At 33.5% G+C, this 17,536-nt stretch carries 16 protein-coding genes; 5 read left to right on the top strand and 11 right to left on the bottom strand.

All coding sequences use genetic code 11. From position 1 onward, the window contains the following. Positions 1–60: 60 nt before the first annotated feature. The 3 genes from Q0L29_RS03380 to Q0L29_RS03370 all read left to right on the top strand — a co-directional run bounded on the left by Q0L29_RS03380 (position 61) and on the right by Q0L29_RS03370 (position 3,519). On the top strand, positions 61–1,164 hold the full coding sequence (locus Q0L29_RS03380) for a glycosyltransferase family 4 protein (protein ID WP_296619088.1): 1,104 nt from the start codon (positions 61–63) through the stop codon (positions 1,162–1,164). Between the two features lie 257 nt (positions 1,165–1,421). Continuing rightward, positions 1,422–2,294, top strand: a complete 873-nt coding sequence (locus Q0L29_RS03375) for an FkbM family methyltransferase (protein ID WP_296619087.1) — start codon at positions 1,422–1,424, stop codon at positions 2,292–2,294. A 175-nt stretch (positions 2,295–2,469) separates the two neighbouring features. Beyond that, the gene (locus Q0L29_RS03370; RefSeq protein ID WP_296619085.1) at positions 2,470–3,519 is read left to right on the top strand and encodes a glycosyltransferase; all 1,050 of its coding nucleotides are present in this window, start codon (positions 2,470–2,472) and stop codon (positions 3,517–3,519) included. 85 nt (positions 3,520–3,604) lie between these two features. Here Q0L29_RS03370 and Q0L29_RS03365 read toward each other — a convergent pair whose 3' ends face one another. The 6 genes from Q0L29_RS03365 to Q0L29_RS03340 form a co-directional block, all read right to left on the bottom strand. Continuing rightward, positions 3,605–4,423, bottom strand: coding sequence for an FkbM family methyltransferase (locus Q0L29_RS03365; RefSeq protein ID WP_296619084.1), 819 nt, complete (start codon positions 4,421–4,423; stop codon positions 3,605–3,607). A 60-nt stretch (positions 4,424–4,483) separates the two neighbouring features. After that, positions 4,484–5,572, bottom strand: a complete 1,089-nt coding sequence (locus Q0L29_RS03360; RefSeq protein WP_296619082.1) for a glycosyltransferase family 4 protein — start codon at positions 5,570–5,572, stop codon at positions 4,484–4,486. A gap of 6 nt (positions 5,573–5,578) precedes the next feature. Then, positions 5,579–6,466 (bottom strand): glycosyltransferase, encoded by an 888-nt coding sequence (locus Q0L29_RS03355; protein ID WP_296619080.1) that lies wholly within the window; start codon positions 6,464–6,466, stop codon positions 5,579–5,581. A gap of 13 nt (positions 6,467–6,479) precedes the next feature. Further along, on the bottom strand, positions 6,480–7,253 hold the full coding sequence (locus Q0L29_RS03350; RefSeq protein ID WP_296619079.1) for a glycosyltransferase family 2 protein: 774 nt from the start codon (positions 7,251–7,253) through the stop codon (positions 6,480–6,482). 79 nt (positions 7,254–7,332) lie between these two features. Further along, positions 7,333–8,634 (bottom strand): adenosylhomocysteinase, encoded by a 1,302-nt coding sequence (ahcY, locus tag Q0L29_RS03345; protein WP_296619077.1) that lies wholly within the window; start codon positions 8,632–8,634, stop codon positions 7,333–7,335. Positions 8,635–8,734: 100 nt separating this feature from the next. Continuing rightward, positions 8,735–9,502, bottom strand: a complete 768-nt coding sequence (locus Q0L29_RS03340; RefSeq protein ID WP_296619075.1) for a biotin--[acetyl-CoA-carboxylase] ligase — start codon at positions 9,500–9,502, stop codon at positions 8,735–8,737. A 59-nt stretch (positions 9,503–9,561) separates the two neighbouring features. On the opposite strand from Q0L29_RS03340, the gene rsfS reads away from it, so the two are divergent. Together rsfS and ftsH are read left to right on the top strand one after the other, a co-directional pair. Continuing rightward, positions 9,562–9,915, top strand: coding sequence for a ribosome silencing factor (rsfS, locus tag Q0L29_RS03335; protein WP_296619074.1), 354 nt, complete (start codon positions 9,562–9,564; stop codon positions 9,913–9,915). A gap of 66 nt (positions 9,916–9,981) precedes the next feature. After that, the gene (gene ftsH, locus Q0L29_RS03330; RefSeq protein WP_296619072.1) at positions 9,982–12,078 is read left to right on the top strand and encodes an ATP-dependent zinc metalloprotease FtsH; all 2,097 of its coding nucleotides are present in this window, start codon (positions 9,982–9,984) and stop codon (positions 12,076–12,078) included. 43 nt (positions 12,079–12,121) lie between these two features. On the opposite strand, the gene Q0L29_RS03325 is transcribed toward ftsH, so the two are convergent. The 5 genes from Q0L29_RS03325 to Q0L29_RS03305 form a co-directional block, all read right to left on the bottom strand. Further along, positions 12,122–13,420 (bottom strand): hypothetical protein, encoded by a 1,299-nt coding sequence (locus Q0L29_RS03325; protein WP_296619071.1) that lies wholly within the window; start codon positions 13,418–13,420, stop codon positions 12,122–12,124. A gap of 74 nt (positions 13,421–13,494) precedes the next feature. Continuing rightward, a complete protein-coding gene (locus Q0L29_RS03320; protein ID WP_296619069.1) occupies positions 13,495–13,944 on the bottom strand; it encodes a hypothetical protein in 450 nt (149 codons plus the stop codon). Between the two features lie 36 nt (positions 13,945–13,980). Beyond that, the gene (locus Q0L29_RS03315) at positions 13,981–14,484 is read right to left on the bottom strand and encodes a histidine phosphatase family protein (RefSeq protein ID WP_296619067.1); all 504 of its coding nucleotides are present in this window, start codon (positions 14,482–14,484) and stop codon (positions 13,981–13,983) included. A gap of 19 nt (positions 14,485–14,503) precedes the next feature. Then, positions 14,504–16,339 (bottom strand): ATP-binding protein, encoded by a 1,836-nt coding sequence (locus Q0L29_RS03310; protein ID WP_296619065.1) that lies wholly within the window; start codon positions 16,337–16,339, stop codon positions 14,504–14,506. Positions 16,340–16,576: 237 nt separating this feature from the next. Then, the gene (locus tag Q0L29_RS03305; protein ID WP_296619061.1) at positions 16,577–17,215 is read right to left on the bottom strand and encodes a carboxypeptidase-like regulatory domain-containing protein; all 639 of its coding nucleotides are present in this window, start codon (positions 17,213–17,215) and stop codon (positions 16,577–16,579) included. Between the last annotated feature and the right edge of the window lie 321 nt (positions 17,216–17,536).

The raw sequence follows: 17,536 nt of genomic DNA, 5'->3' as shown, positions 1-17,536 counted from the left end.
TAACCCAAAAATGGAGAGAAGGTTATACTTAATAATTCTTAAATTTTTATAAATTTTATTATGAATATTCTTATTCTTTGTGCGCAGGGTGGTGTAGCTGGTTCTACCTACAGTATTTCGTATTTAGCCAAAGGCCTGGCCGAAAGAAATCACAATGTTTTTCTGGGATTGCTACAAGATACTTTTTTGGACAGCTTAGTTCAAAATTCGAAGGTTAAAAGAGTGTACATGCCTTTTACTGGGAAAACGGACAAAGTCACGCGTTCTCTAATCAAAGACCTTATCGAGAAAGAAAATATTGAAATCATCAACGCTCAATCATCAAACGATCGTTACGTTGGACCCATGGTTAATTTTCTGGCCAGAAAAAAAGTGAAAATTGTTCAAACCAGAAGGCAAAATCCTAAGAAAATGATAGGACTGAATAGATTCTTCCAAAATATATTCAATAATTACTTTTGTGATCAAGTGGTAGTAGTAAGCGAAGCGCTAAAGAAAATCTTTATTGAAAGAGGCATCCATGAAAACAAAATAAAAGTAATTCACAACGGAACCCCAACAGATCAATACCAGCCCAATTTAGAATTAAGAAACAAATTACAGAAAGAACTAGGCTACACGGATGACGACATTGTCATAGGATGCGTGGCACGTTACAAAAACCAACCGCAATTTGTTAAGGCTTTACAATTTCTTCCAAGCAATTGGAAAGTACTATATGTTGGCTTGGAAGAAGAGAGTTATAGAAACCGATTTCCTGACGAGCCAGATATTCACGATGTCCCTCAAGAAGTTAAATGCTTAGGAATAGTAGAAGATAAAGCCACAGTGATTCAATACTATACACTGATGACCGTAAATGTATTGCCGTCAAATATGGATGGTTTTGGACTTACTTTGGTTGAAAGCATGGCAATGGGCACTCCGGTTGTTGCAACGAACTATGCGGGAATTCCTGATGTGGTCCAACATAATGAAAACGGTTTATTGTATGAAAATGAAAATTACGAAGACTTTGCCAATCAAATCAAACGGTTAGTAGAAGATCAAGATTTAAGGAAAAAGCTTCTTGAAAATGGAAGAACAACTGCATTTGACAAATTCTCAATTGAAAATACCATTAATAAATATGAATCCTTTTTTGAGGAAATCATTGGGGCTTAAAGCTGGCAACTGAAAAGAGAGAAATTACATATAGATAATTAGAGATCAGTGATCCTATCTAGATCGATATCTGGGTTCTTCATTAATCGTGGTGCTGTAATTAAAATGTCAAATTAATTCCCTTATTTTGCGAATACAGAACGATTTTTTTGATGGAATAAAATAGTCCTTAAAGAATGAAATATTTCGCTGCTACTTTTCATTCCAAACGATCCTCTGCTTTAGCATTAAAATATATCTGAACTTAAAAACTTGTTTTGAATAAACTATTGCGCAAACTGGTCCCCAAATTTATAAGGCGGCCGATTGAAAAAAACAAACTAAAATCTACCGTACTGAACCATTACAATTCAACTGAGAAGGAATTTATTGATCAGGAGAAGAGTGATGCACTTGAATATTTGAAAGAATCCGGATTTAGTGTTTTTCCTTATCCCTTTCAAGAAAAATATAAACGTTCGGATATCGAAGTTTTTATTGATTCTTCCAATCAACTTAAATATATTATTACTGAAGGAAAGCGATTATATTTTAAAAGGAAGTCTTCGAAGAGAGGAGTCCGCAGAAACTACAATTTTCTTAAAATTGAGCAAGACAAGAAGTCTCCTCATCGCTATTTGACTGACAGGTTTGATCTTGAAAAAAATGACATCTTAGTTGATGTGGGTGCAGCCGAAGGCAACTTAGCCTTAGAAGTAATTGAAAAAGTAAAGAAAGTCTACCTGTTTGAAACAGATGAAAGATGGATCGAAGCACTTCAAGCCACTTTTGCTCCCTGGAAGGACAAAGTGGTCATTGTCAATAAATTTGTATCAGATGTAAACGATGCAGAAAATGTATCCTTAGACGAATATTTCAAGGACAAAGAAAGCTTTAATTTCCTAAAAGTGGATGCTGAAGGAGCAGAAGGTGATATTTTGAAGGGTGCGGAAAAAATTATTGCAGAAAATCAAAATTTGAAAATAGCGCTTTGTTGCTATCACAAACCTTATGATGAAGACAAATTCAAGGCCTATCTAAAGGACAGAAAGTTCGAAGTTTCCTTTGCGGATGGATACATGATATTTCCTGAACCTAAAACTTTTAAACCTCCATATTTAAGACGTGGAGTATTAAGAGCTGTAAGGTAATGGCTAATATCTGCCTTCGAACTTTCTTTATTGACAATACTATTGGTAAATGAGAGTCCTTTTTCAGGAAATACTAATTGATGATTAGACTTATTAGCTTCTCTTTTGTAATTTTAGAATGCATCAGAAGGAGTCATTGAAAATTTAATCTATTTAATACGCTTGATCTATAAGAATGAATATTTTATTTGCTGGGAAATCTGACTTTAATTACAATAGGGTAAAAGTTCTCAGAAGTGGCTTAGAAAAATTTGAAAGTGTACATCTAGCGTATTACTCAATTCCGAAAAGATCCTCTTTTGATAAAAATAATTTTAAAATTAAGGCTGACTGGGCTGATTACATCTTTATACCACCATTTCGTCATAAAGACGTAGGTTTTCTAAAAAGCTATACTAATACCCCCATCATTTTTGATCCGTTAATCTCAAAATATCTAACCAAGCTGGATTATGGTCATTTTTGGAAATTACCTATAAAGTACTTCTTAGACCTTATTCCTTTCAAAAAGGCTGATATTTTACTGACTGACACCCGTTCACATCGAGATTATTTCATTGGGAAGTTCAAGTTAAATCCTCAAACGGTTTTTCCACTTTATATTGGGTCAGACACAAACCTTTTCTTCCCTGCTGAAAAAGCACCGAAGAAGGACAAGCTTTTTAAAGTAGGCTTTTATGGTAGTTTTGTTCCTTTACAAGGAGCTGAAAAAATAGTCCGGGCTGCTGCCTTATTAAAAGACCAAACCGATATTTCATTTGAAATCATAGGAGGTGGATATACCTTTAAAAAAGCAAAAGGAATAGCCCAAAAAGAAAAACTAAGCAATATTACTTTTAAGGGTAATATTGAATATGAAAAATTAAATGAGACTATTAATTCCTTTGATATATGCCTTGGTATTTTTGGTGATTCCCTAAAAGCTGATCTTGTTATACCTAATAAAATATATCATTACGCATCAATTGGCAAGGCCATAATAAGTAGGGATACTAAGGGCGTAAGGGAATTATTTACGGATGGACTTGATATTCTACTCTGCAAGAGTACGCCTAATGCTATCGCAAATTCAATACTAAAATTAAAAGCAGATTATGAACTTAAAGAAAAGCTTGAAAAGAATGCGGCTGCTCTAATAAAAAACGAATATAATGAAATCAAAATAGCTCAAAGTTTTATTGATATCATTCAGAAATATGAAGATTATACGAAATCAAAGGGTTAGTAAAGTCAAGTAAATGCTAATGCAATTTGTATTGCATACCTAAATCGCAATCCTTTTAAATTATTAACGGATTCTGTTCTTAGATTTAATTATTTATACTGTTGAAAATTTCAACCCCCCTATCAAAATCTTTTCGAACCGCTATGCTGTCCCCATCTAATTTTTTGATTAAAAACCCATTATCTCTAAAATATTGCTCCGCCTCCTCATAGTCTTGATGTTCTAAATGACGACTTTCAAACACGACTACTTTGGGCTTATTCTGGCTTAAATCATACATTTTAATTACCTCGTAGTCAAATCCTTCCACATCAATTTGTAATACATCTACTTCCTTGATTTGATACTTAGCTCTTAAAAAATCAAATGTTTTTGACTCTACCTTAAGTGTATCAATAAAATCCTCTTTGCGAGCAGGGGCCTTTATACCATTTTCCTTAGCAATCTCGGCCACTCTTCCACTATCTACTTTATCTTGCAAAACGGGTCTGTGAAAGGTAGTCAGTCCGGTTGCCCACCGCTCTCTGGTAAAACTGATCTTATACATATCCATCAAGCTGATTTTATCCCCAATCGCGATATTTTCCATGAATATACCTTCGTCTCGCATGTAAAGTGGGAATAACTGATATCGAAATACATCAGGTTGAGGCTCTATCAATAGTCCATGCCAACCATCCCGTTTTACAAATTTGTGAATAGGATCTCTATTTATACCATCATTCGCACCTACTTGAATTACAAAAATCTGTCCTAAACTTTTTGAAAGTTGGTCATAAAAATATCCTAATGATCCTTTTTTAGGGTTGAAAAAATACTTGTAGAATAAATAGAATATTACTGAATTGTTAGCAGAAAGTCTGAAAACAAATCTTTTATAAGCTTTAGTAATGCGTTTTTTCATTCTTGAAAGGGTGTATAAGTTGATTTACAAAATTACAATTTGAGAAAGCGTTTTAACTAATTATGCATCAATAAAATTTTTATAAAAGTCTTCATATTCTCGAACTGTTTTACTCGTATGAAACACTGTTTGAATCCTATCTTGAGCTGCTTGCCCGTATTTCTTTATCAACTCAGGATTGTAAATATATTGCTTCATCCCTTCAGCTAGGGCTTTTGCATTTGCCTTTGGAACAACTATACCAGAGTGGCCAGAAACAACCAATTTCTTATTCCCTGGTATATCCGTGATTAATGGCGCTTTGCCTAATGCCATTGCTTCAATTGCCGCCTTAGTAATAGATTCACCATAAAGAGAAGCCAATACAAACACATCACAATTATTTTCTACTTCAAGAATATCTTTTCTAAATCCCAGAATATGAATCTTATCTTTTACCGGACTAGCATTGATAAGCTTTAAAAATTCAGGCCTATCCATATTATTACCCGCTAAAAACAATTCAAAAGGAGCATCTTTTTCTAAATAGTGAGTGGCCTTTAACAGATACTTTACACCCTTCATTTTTCGGTCATTGGCCGTGCAGATAAACTTTACATTGTCTTTACTTTTTGTGAATCTTGACAAATCTGCTTTTTCATGTACCTGATACCATGATATATCATGACCTTTATTAATGGTCTTGAAAATAATTCTTTTCGAGAAAGAGTGCTTTTTAAATAGATCTTCAATGGCTTTTACATTACAGATAACAGCATCAACTCTTCTATTGAAGTATTTCAGGTAAATAAAAGGATCATACCAGGCGATATTTCCTGTATATCCTCTGTATAAAATCACTTTTACTGGCAAGCCTTTGGCAGCAGAGATTCCATTGAAGTATGCGAGACTATTATACATCTGAATGATATCATATTCTCCCCTTATTAACTCTTCTCGAATAAATGCTATGCTATCTTTATCTCTTTTCTTGTCAGGGTGAAATGGAATTACTTTGATACCGTGTTCCTGAAATCGTGGAATATATTCGGAATCTTTGTAAGTCATAACGGTAATTTCATGCCCCTTCTTTGCCAAACCAATAAAAATTTCAGCTTCAGGTCTTACCGTAACAATTGATCTAAAATTACTAATGACTAATATCTTCAAATTAATCTATTTAAAACTGTAATAAATTTTCTTAAGTCTGTTGAATATCTTCTTAGATTGATTTAAATCAGGTTCCTGCAAAGAATCTGAATAGCTTTTTCCAATATTCAGGAACTTCTGGGTGAATACTTTCGAACTAAGTCCCCATTTCATTATGAATTGAATCCTTCCTGTATTTTTCCCTAAGCGTCTGGTAGACTTGGATCCAAAATGATAAACTAAGCTTCCTCCTTTTCCTTTGAAAATTCTAACTCCAGCTTCGTAGATTTTTCTAGAGAAATCTGGATCTGAATACATTCCCGGACTATACTCTATGCTCAGTCCACCTACTAAATCCCAAAGTTCAACCGGCATAATATTAGGTGGCCAAGTACTTCCACTCCAATCATCTTTTGCCAGTTTTTTATATTCACTTAAAAGCTGCTCTTCTTTGAAATTATCTAATCCATTTCCATAATCTTGTACAACAACACAAGAGTTACCGGTATCAGTAGGCTCAATCAGCGTAGCCGAAAGCATAAACATTTTGGTGTCCAAAGATTTTATTTCATCATGCAATACCTTATCCCAATCAGGCAATACATACATATCATCGTTGAGATATAACAAGTAATCTGCCTGAATAAGTGATCTACAACTATTTAAGGCATAACAAATCCCTACATTGGATGGGCTAAATACATAGTCAATATCTTTTTGTGCTTTAACCCATTCTAAGGTATTATCTTTCCCTTCATTGATAAATACTATGACTTGATGATTCAAATCAGAATGATTACGAATTGCCTTAATGCAATTTTTCAATATTTCTAAATTATTCCATGTTGGGATAACAATAGAAAACACAGGTGGATTTTCTTTTTGACTGCTATATGATTTGAAATTATCTAACATTCAATCTACTATATTAGGTGTGTGTTTTATTTTTTTCAGCTCTTTCCAATTCCCATAGCTTTATAATCTTCAAATAGGTTTCAACGGCAGTAAGTAAACAAATCGTTAAGCCTCTGTAGCCACCAAGAAAGCCATGTTTCAGGAAGTAGTCCCGAAAAAATCTCCAAAAAGGCTTGAAAATCAATTTAAATACATTAAATCGCTTCCCTTTATCGTAAGCCGCTTTGGCCGCTATTTCAGAAAAGTAATTGACTTGTTTGATATGCTCATCAATAGTGTGGTAGGTATAATGGAATAAATCTCCGTTCAAAAATATTTTACTATTGCTTTCAAGCACTATTTTGTCATGTGGATTTGTACCTCCCCATTTGGCAATCCTCCTGTCAAAAAGCCTTATTTTCTGATCAGGATACCAACTTCCATGAGGAAAGAACTTACCACAATAAGAGGATAGCCTATTGAAATAATAAGCATCATACTTCCATGCCTTTTTAACCTCTAAAATGGATTTTATAAGCTTCTCAGATAACTCTTCATCAGCATCTAAGGAAAGAATAAAATCATTAGAAGCTTGTTGTAAGGCAAAATTTTTCTGCTGAATATGTCCTTCGAAAGTATTTTTCCTGAAATCACATTTAAACTCAGCACAAATCTCTTCAGTTCTGTCAGTAGAGAAAGAATCCACTACAATTATTTCATCTGCCACTTCTATTAAAGAACTTAAACATCTTCTGATGTTTTTTTCCTCATTAAAAGTAATAACAACTGCAGATAATTTAATTTTCAAGGAATTGGCTTTTAAAAAATTAAAAAGCCAACAATCTCTTCTTAATCAAGAATAAAAGAGATTGTTGGCTAAAAAAATATTAATATCTATAATACTCTGGCTTGTATGGTCCTTCAACGGTAACGCCAATGTATTCAGCTTGATCTTCAGATAAAGTATCTAATTCTACACCAATTTTCAATAAGTGTAATGCAGCTACTTTTTCATCCAAATGCTTAGGCAAAGTATAAACCGCATTTTCATACTTATCTCTATGCTTCCACAATTCAATTTGAGCCAATGTTTGGTTGGTAAATGAATTGGACATCACAAATGAAGGGTGACCCGTTGCACAACCTAAGTTCACTAATCTACCTTCAGCCAATAAAATAATTTGCTTACTAGATTTCATAGTGATCAAATCAACCTGAGGCTTGATGTTATCCCATTCTGCATTGTCATGCAACCAAGCTACATCGATTTCATTATCAAAGTGACCTATATTACAAAGGATCGCTTTGTCTTTCATCAAGTCAAACATATCATCTTTGATGATGTCTTTATTACCCGTTGCAGTTACAATGATATCCGCTTCAGGTAAAGCATTCTTCATTTTCTTCACTTCAAAACCGTCCATTGCAGCTTGAAGCGCACAAATTGGATCAATCTCCGTAACGATAACTCTAACGCCAGCACCTCTTAAAGAAGCTGCAGAACCTTTTCCTACATCACCATATCCACCAACAACAGCAACTTTACCAGCCATCATCACATCAGTAGCTCTTCTGATAGCATCTACCAATGATTCTTTACAACCATATTTGTTATCAAATTTAGATTTAGTAACCGAATCGTTAACATTGATAGCAGGCATTGGCAAGGTACCTTTCTTCATTCTCTCGTACAATCTGTGGACCCCAGTAGTAGTCTCTTCAGAAAGTCCGTTGATGCCTTCAGCAAGCTCAGGATAGTTGTCCAGAACCATATTGGTTAAATCACCACCATCATCCAAAATCATATTCAATGGTTTTTTGTCTTCACCAAAGAAAAGGGTTTGCTCAATACACCAATTGAATTCTTCTTCCGTCATACCCTTCCAGGCATATACAGGAATACCTGCAGCTGCAATCGCTGCAGCAGCTTGATCTTGAGTAGAAAAAATGTTACATGAACTCCAGGTTACTTCAGCGCCTAAAGCCACCAAAGTTTCAATCAAAACTGCAGTTTGGATCGTCATGTGTAAACAACCCGCAATTCTAGCTCCTTTTAAAGGTTGCTCTTTACCATACTCTTCTCTTAACGCCATCAAACCAGGCATTTCTGCTTCAGCTAACGTAATTTCTTTTCTTCCCCATGCGGCCAGGGAAATGTCTTTTACTTTGTAATTTTCTGTATCTGTCATTTTAACTTATTTTCTTCTCTATAAATGCTTTTAGCAACACAAAATTACCACATTAGTTTTAATAATTAAAGTGAGTATGTGTTTATTGGAGGAAATGTTGTTAATATGACAGCAAACTGACTTCTTTGAAACGGTATTTTCTATGAATTCCGCTTTCATCTTCAATTTCTAGCACTCCATCTGGATGAACTTTGCGAATTATTCCATTAAATTTCCCAATTGCATCTTCATAGTAGGCCACTTTATCTTTTAAATATAATTTTGACTCATATAATTCGTGGATGAAACGGAAATCACCACCTCTTAGGATCAAATAATAATGTTCCAGCCTTTGAACTATTTTCAGTAGTATTTTATCCAAATCAAATTCTTGTTCAAATTGCTTTGCTAAAGATGTGGCCGTAGGAAGAATCTCTTCAGTTTGATTTACATTAAATCCGATTCCTATTATGCTCTCGGAAATCCCGTTTTGATTGATGGAGTTTTCAATTAAAATACCTGCTACTTTTTTCTTGTTTACGATAAGATCATTTGGCCATTTAACATAAACTTTGAAATCAGCTGATAAACTTTTTACCACATCCAAAAGTGCTAAAGATGTCATTCTATTCAGCTCAAATTGTTGAGGGGGCTTTAGAAAATAAGGTTTAAGATAAACAGAAAAAGTTAAATTCTTTCCTTCGGGTGAGCTCCATTGACTCCCTCTTTGCCCCTTCCCTTTTGTTTGGTGTTTAGTAATGATAATGGCGCCTTCATACAGCTGCTTTTTGGCAGACATTTGTGCCATCAAATCATTGGTAGAATGACAGCTTGGCAGGGAAATGATTTGTTTCCCTACAAATAAGGTATTGGCAAAGATTTTATGCAATATTATTTCGTAGATTTACAGCAAATAAACATCTTAGATTTGAAACCAAAAAATATTTAATGAATTCCGAAGCTTTAAGTAACTTAGTGGTGCAGGGAATGCAGGAGAGAAAAGCTCAAGACATCACCATATTAGATTTATCAGAAGTAAAAAATGCAGTAGCAGACTATTTTGTAATATGCTCCGCTACATCAGACACCCAAGCTGATTCAATTTCTGAATCCATAGAGAAATTTGTTTACAAAGAAGCAAATGAAAAGCCTTGGATGACTGAGGGTAAAAATAATAAGGAATGGATTCTTATTGATTTTGCGAATGTTGTCGCCCACGTCTTTAAAAATGACAAAAGAGAACACTATAATCTTGAAAGTTTATGGGGTGATGCCAAAATTATAGAGGTCGAAAGTGTTTAAAAATTTATCATAAACATAATGCTGAATGCTAACGTTATGCTAGCAGCATTGTAATAGTTAAAAGTAATGGCAGAAAAACCAAAAGATAACAAAAGAAAAAAAATCATACCAAAGCCACCTCAAAAGCCAAATTATCAAATATGGGTAATCATCATTTTGATATCAGTGGTGTTTGGTATCTCATTATTTAGTGGAAGTAGCAACGCTATTAAAATTTCTGAAAAGAGATTTGAAAGAATGTATTTGAGCAATGATGTTAAAAAAGTATTATTGCTTAAAAATCAGGGGCTTGTTGAAGTTTATTTAAAAGAGGATGCTCTTCAAAATTCAAAATATGTTCAGGAACTAGAAAATAGTAACCCATGGAATTATCAACAAGGGCCTCATTATTCCTTTGAAATCCCTAGTTTAGATATTTTTGATCAAAATTATTCAGAACTTGAAAGCCAGATTCCTGAAGAAGATAGAATCGGTTATGAAGTTGAAGAGCGCACCCAATGGTCAGAAATGTTCTGGAGCTATGGTTTCTTAATATTCTTATTGTTTGGTGTTTGGTTCTTGATGAGAAGAATGTCTGGTCAAGGCGGCCCTGGTGGTCAAATTTTCAACATAGGAAAGTCCAAAGCGGCTTTATTTGATGCTGAAAATAAAGTAAAAATCACATTTAAAGATGTGGCCGGATTAGATGAAGCTAAAGAAGAAGTAGCAGAGATCGTAGAATTCTTGAAGAACCCTGGTAAATTCACAACTTTAGGAGGTAAAATTCCTAAAGGGGCATTATTGGTAGGCGCACCTGGTACAGGTAAAACATTATTGGCAAAAGCTGTAGCTGGTGAAGCTGAGGTTCCTTTCTTTTCATTGTCAGGTTCTGATTTCGTTGAGATGTTTGTAGGGGTTGGTGCAGCCAGAGTAAGAGATTTATTTAAGCAAGCCAAAGAAAAAGCTCCTTGTATTGTATTTATTGATGAGATTGATGCAATCGGTCGTTCAAGAGGTGGCGGTAAAATGCCGGGATCAAATGATGAAAGAGAAAATACATTGAACTCTCTATTAGTAGAGATGGATGGTTTCTCAACAGATTCAGGAGTTATAATCCTAGCAGCTACCAACAGACCTGATGTATTGGACTCAGCTTTAATGAGACCAGGAAGGTTCGATAGACAAGTAAGTATTGATAAGCCAGATATTATCGGTAGAGAAGCTATATTCAAGGTTCACTTAGGTCCTTTGAAAGTTGATAAAGATGTTGATGCCAAAAAATTGGCGGCTCAAACTCCGGGCTTTGCAGGTGCAGAAATTGCAAATGTTTGTAATGAAGCAGCCCTTATTGCTGCAAGGAAAAATAAAAAAGCTGTGGAAATGAACGATTTCCAAGATGCAGTGGATAGAGTTATAGGTGGCCTTGAGAAGAAAAATAAAATCATATCTCCTGACGAGAAGAAAATAGTAGCTTATCATGAGGCTGGACACGCAGTAGCAGGTTGGTATTTGGAACACGCTGATCCTTTGGTGAAAGTGAGTATTGTTCCTAGAGGTATTGCAGCCTTAGGCTACGCACAATATTTACCAAAAGAGCAATTCTTGCATCAAACAGAACAACTTTTTGATGAAATGTGTATGGCTCTTGGTGGTCGTGCTGCTGAGGAAATTGTTTTCGGTAAAATCTCAACAGGTGCCTTAAGCGATTTGGAAAGAATTACTAAAATGGCTTACAGTATGGTAAGTGTTTATGGTATGAATGAAAAAATCGGTAATGTTTCCTTCTACGACTCCAAAGATGGTGGCGATTATAAATTCACTAAACCTTATTCGGAAGACACTGCAAAAGTGATTGATGAAGAGGTGGGTAAATTAATTGCCAAAGCTTATGAAACCACTAAGAAACTATTAACAGACAAAAGAGATAAGTTAGAAATCTTAGCCCAGCAATTATTGGAAAAAGAAATTATATTCCAGTCTGATTTGGAGAAACTAATTGGTAAAAGACCGTTTGCTCAGCAAACAACTTATGAGGCTTATACTAATGGTAAAAATCAAGAGAAATTAGATAAGGAAAAGAAAGAGGAAGAAGAGAAGAAGAAGAAAGAGGAGGAAGAAGCTAAAGAGGAAACTACAGCTGCTGACACCACAAATTCTGATTCTAATGATAAAAACGAAGACTAATAGTTTTTATTAATCTAATTAATAGCCCTGCAAAAATGTAGGGCTATTTTTTTGTGCTGAAATGTTTCAGTTTACTTGTGAGGCGATCACTAACAACTAATGGAATGGATTCCGTTTCAATAACTTTCCCATTATTTTCAGTCAAAACATAAAAAGGAAAGTCTCTAATTTTTAGATCCTTTCTATAATTACTTTTCCTAAAGGCACTGGAATGTTCAGGCAATAAATGAAACCCTCCCACCCTATTTTGATATATAAATGATCTCGTCTTATCAGGAATTTCATAGGCATCTATACAAATATGAATAAAGACGTATCCCTCTTTAAAACGATCCTTTAAATCTGCTAAAAGATAAAATTCAGTAACCATATTACTATCCCAAGTTGACCAAAAAATCAAAACTTTTTTCTTCTCAGAGCTATCACGAGCAAAATAACCTTCCATTGCCCCATCTATATCTATCCCAAAAAGGAAATCTATTCCTTGAGCATTTGATATATTTTCAATAGCCTGCTTTTGAATTAGAGCTTGAGCTATTTCTTGCTCTCTTGGGCTTAAATCATTTTTTAAAAAATCATAGTTCTCATTCAATTCATTTAAAGATAAACCCTCATTAAAAAAATGATGGAATATCAATAACTTTGATTCAGGGTTGTTGAAATCAGATTCTATTGCAGATTTGATTTCATTTTTATTTAATCCTTTAAATGAATTAGTATGAAAATATTGGTAATAAAGTTTATACATAAATTGCCAGTATTGAGCATAGGAAGGAATATAATGACTCCACTTTTCATCAAATTGATAGCTAAATTGTTCTACTGCCAGATTGTATAAAAGCTTAGCAGATCTGCTATCCCATACTAGGGTATTAAAGGTATTTTCTGCTCTAAATTGATCATTTTCTTGAGCTAATGTATTCAAGCTATCCAAAGCATTAGCATAATATAAATCAATTTGATGGAAGCTCTCAAGTTTTGAATTATTGAAATTCAATTCTCCTGAAAACCACTTCTCTTTTGAAAGGAATACGTATTTAGTTGATTTTATCTCAAGATTAGACAAATTGATTTCTAAACCAGTTGAAAAATCATCAGTCCATAAATAATAATCTTTTGATTTGAAACTGACTAAATAAAAGTGGGTATCAGATTCAGCTAACTGAAAAATAGTAGCGGTGGGATATATAAATTTGGGAGCGAAATCCAAAGTTCCTAGATGTACTGCATCCTGTAACTTCACCTCAACATTTTCCTCATGCAGAAATGTAATAGTACTGGCATGAATATCTATGGCAAAAATTGAATACAGAAGTAAAACAAAAATCAATCTTACCAACATAATATTTATATTATTTAAAGCAAAAATATAAATATTGGTCGGTATTAATAAGTTAATGCCAGAATAATAAAAAATTAATTAACTGAGGTTTTAAAAATCTTTCTATAAATCGGTTTTCGATAGGCAAACTGAAGCCATAAAACAGGGTATAATAGAAAGTCCATTATTATAAACGGAGACTTGAAATTTATATCATCAATTATAAGAGATTGATTCCCTACCGTTTTTTCCACTATGTGATGATGCCTCCAATATTTTAAAAAGAAAGGTAATTTGGTTCCTTCATCTACAAACTCAAATACAGTGTCAGAAGTGTTATCAAAAGTGATTTCACTAATCCAGTCTTGCTTAAAAAAAATGAAATTTAATTCTAAATGAACATTATCACCCTTTTCACAGCCTCCAAATTCCTTCAATTTTACAGGTGGAAATGGAGGGTTTAATGATAAAAACAACTTTTCATTGAACCCCTCTTTCACTGATAAATAATCTTGATTTACTTTAGTTTTAAGCCTTAGATGCATAGAATCAGAATCAAATTAAGGGGTAAATGTTTAGCATTACTCATTAAATTTTGTGCCGTAGCTATGGGTGAGCACTTTTTTACCTTCAAATCTCAACTCAAAAATATTATCGTATTCATTTTCTTTAATTTCTTCCTGAGGTCTATCAAAACCTAATGCTTCAATTTGCTCTAGTATAGTATTACTATGTCCAACCACCAAGATAGTATCGGCCTTCATTTTCTTTAATTGCTTAGCAAAGCCCTCATAATCTTTCGCATCATAAACTGAAAGCTCAAGATTTTGCTGCTCAATTAATGGCTTTGCTGTTTCGCGCATCCGAACAAAATCAGTAGTGAAAACTGTATCGATATCGATATCCTTAAACCAACTTGCCAAATCTACAGAACGTATCACTCCATCTGTTGTTAATGGTGGGTCATTTTTTGGAACCACATCTTTTTCTGCATGACGCACGATATAGACTACTTTGTTTTCATTTTCATTTGAACAGGAGACTGCCATAAAAGCCATTATAATGATCGCTGCTAATATTCTCATTTAATTTTTATTTGAAGATTTATACTTTAGGAAATGCCACTATAAATTTAGCACCTTTCCCGATTTTATTTTCACACCAAACATTACCATTCATTTCCTCCACATATTTTTTTACGATGGATAAGCCTAAACCAGTGGAAGTTTCATCCCCTGTAGGCTTTGCAGATAAGGTCGTGTATTTTGTGAATAATTTTAATTTATCCTTTTCTGAAATTCCGGGACCTTCATCCATCACGTAAATTTGATGGTATTCATGATGAGTTTCACTACCTATTAAAACTTGACTTCCTAAAGGCGAAAATTTCAAGGCATTACTGACTAAATTTTCAAATACTTGCTTTAGAAAAAATGGATCAACCATCACCATTTTACCATTTATAATACGAGAAATATCAATCGATATATTTTTAGATTGTGCCTTTTCTCTAAACTCTGATACAGTTTCTTTCATCACATCAGCTAAATCTGTCATGATGAATTGATAATTTAAACTCTTTTTTTGAATTGACTCTAAATCTAAAATTCTTTCCACCAACTCTTTTAAATGGAGATTTACATTTTCAAGCTTTTCAAAAATTTCGGCTTCTTCATCATCCCATTTATCACTTTTAAAACTTAAAAGAGTGATTAAACCATTCATTTGATTTATTGGACTTTTTAAATCATGTGCTACAATTCCAATTAAATCATCCTTCTGCTTATTCAGGTCTGTCAATTCAATATTTTTCTTCTGTAGCAATTGCCTTTGATGTGATAATTCATCCCTATTTCTATTCAACTCTGTTAACAAATCGTGCATCTCCTCACTTTTCTCAGTTAATAGCACATTGTCTCTTTCTCGAATCCGATTTGACTTTATGAGTAAAATAACAATTATGACAACAAATACTAAACCAATACTAACTGAAATTATGATTGTCCATTGTAGCTCTTTTTCCTTTTCTGACTCAATAAGGGTTTGACTTTGGATTTCTTTCTCCTTATTCAAGAATGCAATTTCATCTGCTCTGTCAGTAACTTTATCCCCTGCTAATCCCCAAATTAATTCTGAATAGTCATTCCCCAGATATCTCCTTATGATTTTATCTGCTTCAGCTCTATAAAGGTAGCTCTCAAAATAATTTTGAACCGGCTTTTCCCAACCTTTTCCTAGCTGATAAATAAACCTATAGCCATCTCTCTTAATCTGAAATTTGCTATGTCTTTTTACAGGATTACCTTTTCCAATTTCAATTACATAAAATGGTAAACCTACATAGCCTACCATTTCTTTATTCCGACTTACTAACCGAATTATATCTTCATCATTTGGAACATCTACATAATTCAAGCCCAATGCATATTCCTCATTTAATTTATCCAAATCATCTTTATATGTAGTGCTGGAAATAGTAGCAGCCTCAAATCCATCAATATGAGTTTTAAGTGCTTCTTTATCCTTTAAGAATGGTACGGAAAGGTGAGTGATAAAAACACTAACATCAGGCATATAAGAATATGAAAAGCCAACAAGCTTTGCGCGTTCTTCAGTTTTTGAAATAACCGATATTCCAAATGCAGGAATTTCAGATTTATTCACATATTCAAATACAGAATCGAATGTTGGAACTTGCTCCCACTCTACAAAGAGTTTTACTGAATATTTCTTCTCAAGAAAACGAAGGAAAGAGTCCATCATTTCTTTTTCTATACCTGACAAATTACCTATTTCATCTTTATATATAAAAGGTTCTATTGGGTAGTAATATACTTTCACTTGACCAGAACCCTTGTCAAGAATTTCTTGAAATGATTCGGCTGTAAGAGATAAAGCTCCAAAGCAATAGATAAGTGATATAATGATGATTTTTTTCAAGCTATAGACGCATTTGAATTCTTAAAATAAACAGAAAGCCACCATTAAAAAAAATATTCGACCAACTATGGATGATAATTCAATAAAGCACTCTGGCAAGAAACTAAAATTATATTATAATTACTTCATGGTTTAAGCATAAAAGGTACAGGAAAAAATAATAATTACCTCTCTTTAAATGCTCATTAGAAAATAACTGGAAATCTTAAATTGGATATGGGTATAGTAATGAAAAACTTAATCGTTATTATTACTAAAATCTCCTCTTTTTATAGCTTTAAAAATTTCAACCCAAGACATTGGGTTCAATAGAGGGTTAATTCTTACAGAATTCTTAGTTTGATCATAAAAAGCTTGTTGTTGTACAAACCATCTATGGTTCATAGATCCATCTGCAGGTAAATTCCTGTACATTTTCTGCAAAGTAGCAGGATCTAAGTTTTTATTCATGTTATTATACTCATCAGGCAATCGAACAGCTAAAACAGCTTTTTTAAATGCTTCTGCTGTCGGAGGCATATTATAAACTTGCACCTCATTCAGCATTTCTGTATCTGATTCAAGCTTAAAAATAACACGTAAAGTTGATGTTTTGATTTTGGGAACTATATAAGTAGCTTTCTTAAAACCAACTGCACTAATTACCAAACTATCGCCTTCCAGAGCAGGCATAGAGAAAAATCCGTATTCATTGGTGGAAGTTCCCCTTCCAAAAATCGGTGTGTAAATATGTACACCAGGAATACTTATGCTATCTTCATCTAAAACAACTCCTGTAAACTGTATTACCTCCTCAGATTCTGTTTCATCTTGAGAAAATCCCAGAAATGGCACAATCAATAAAAATAATAGTGATATGGTATATTTAATATTCATTAGAAACAAATATAATAGATTTATGTGAATTCCTGAAAAATATAATTGAGCCTTGTAGTTCAATTACTTGAAAAACATACACTGAATATAAACTAAAATAACAACGTTTGAGTTAAGTTTTAGTTATTAGTTGTAAGCCTATTGTTTAAATTCATGTTTCGTAAATAGAGATAATCAATACACAATAATTGTATTGAAAACCTGATAACCTGAGTTCGACTCTAATTTGGAAATTCAGATTTTCATAAAATTAAATAGACAAGGCGTCTTTTAGAAGATATAGCGAGCTATATCGAGGAAAGACAACGCAGTATATTGGAT

The organism is Marivirga sp., assembly GCF_024636815.1.
Lineage (GTDB): Bacteria > Bacteroidota > Bacteroidia > Cytophagales > Cyclobacteriaceae > Marivirga.
This window is presented reverse-complemented; position numbering and strand designations above follow the sequence as displayed.

Excerpts from the sequence above, each read along its gene's own strand:
- Q0L29_RS03380 (WP_296619088.1), top strand. The coding sequence starts at position 61 with ATGAATATTCTTATTCTTTGTGCGCAGGGTGGTGTAGCTGGTTCTACC.
- Q0L29_RS03370 (WP_296619085.1), top strand. The coding sequence starts at position 2,470 with ATGAATATTTTATTTGCTGGGAAATCTGACTTTAATTACAATAGGGTA.
- Q0L29_RS03365 (WP_296619084.1), bottom strand. The coding sequence starts at position 4,423 with ATGAAAAAACGCATTACTAAAGCTTATAAAAGATTTGTTTTCAGACTT.
- Q0L29_RS03355 (WP_296619080.1), bottom strand. The coding sequence starts at position 6,466 with ATGTTAGATAATTTCAAATCATATAGCAGTCAAAAAGAAAATCCACCT.
- ahcY (WP_296619077.1), bottom strand. The coding sequence starts at position 8,634 with ATGACAGATACAGAAAATTACAAAGTAAAAGACATTTCCCTGGCCGCA.
- rsfS (WP_296619074.1), top strand. The coding sequence starts at position 9,562 with ATGAATTCCGAAGCTTTAAGTAACTTAGTGGTGCAGGGAATGCAGGAG.
- ftsH (WP_296619072.1), top strand. The coding sequence starts at position 9,982 with ATGGCAGAAAAACCAAAAGATAACAAAAGAAAAAAAATCATACCAAAG.
- Q0L29_RS03325 (WP_296619071.1), bottom strand. The coding sequence starts at position 13,420 with ATGTTGGTAAGATTGATTTTTGTTTTACTTCTGTATTCAATTTTTGCC.
- Q0L29_RS03320 (WP_296619069.1), bottom strand. The coding sequence starts at position 13,944 with ATGCATCTAAGGCTTAAAACTAAAGTAAATCAAGATTATTTATCAGTG.
- Q0L29_RS03315 (WP_296619067.1), bottom strand. The coding sequence starts at position 14,484 with ATGAGAATATTAGCAGCGATCATTATAATGGCTTTTATGGCAGTCTCC.
- Q0L29_RS03305 (WP_296619061.1), bottom strand. The coding sequence starts at position 17,215 with ATGAATATTAAATATACCATATCACTATTATTTTTATTGATTGTGCCA.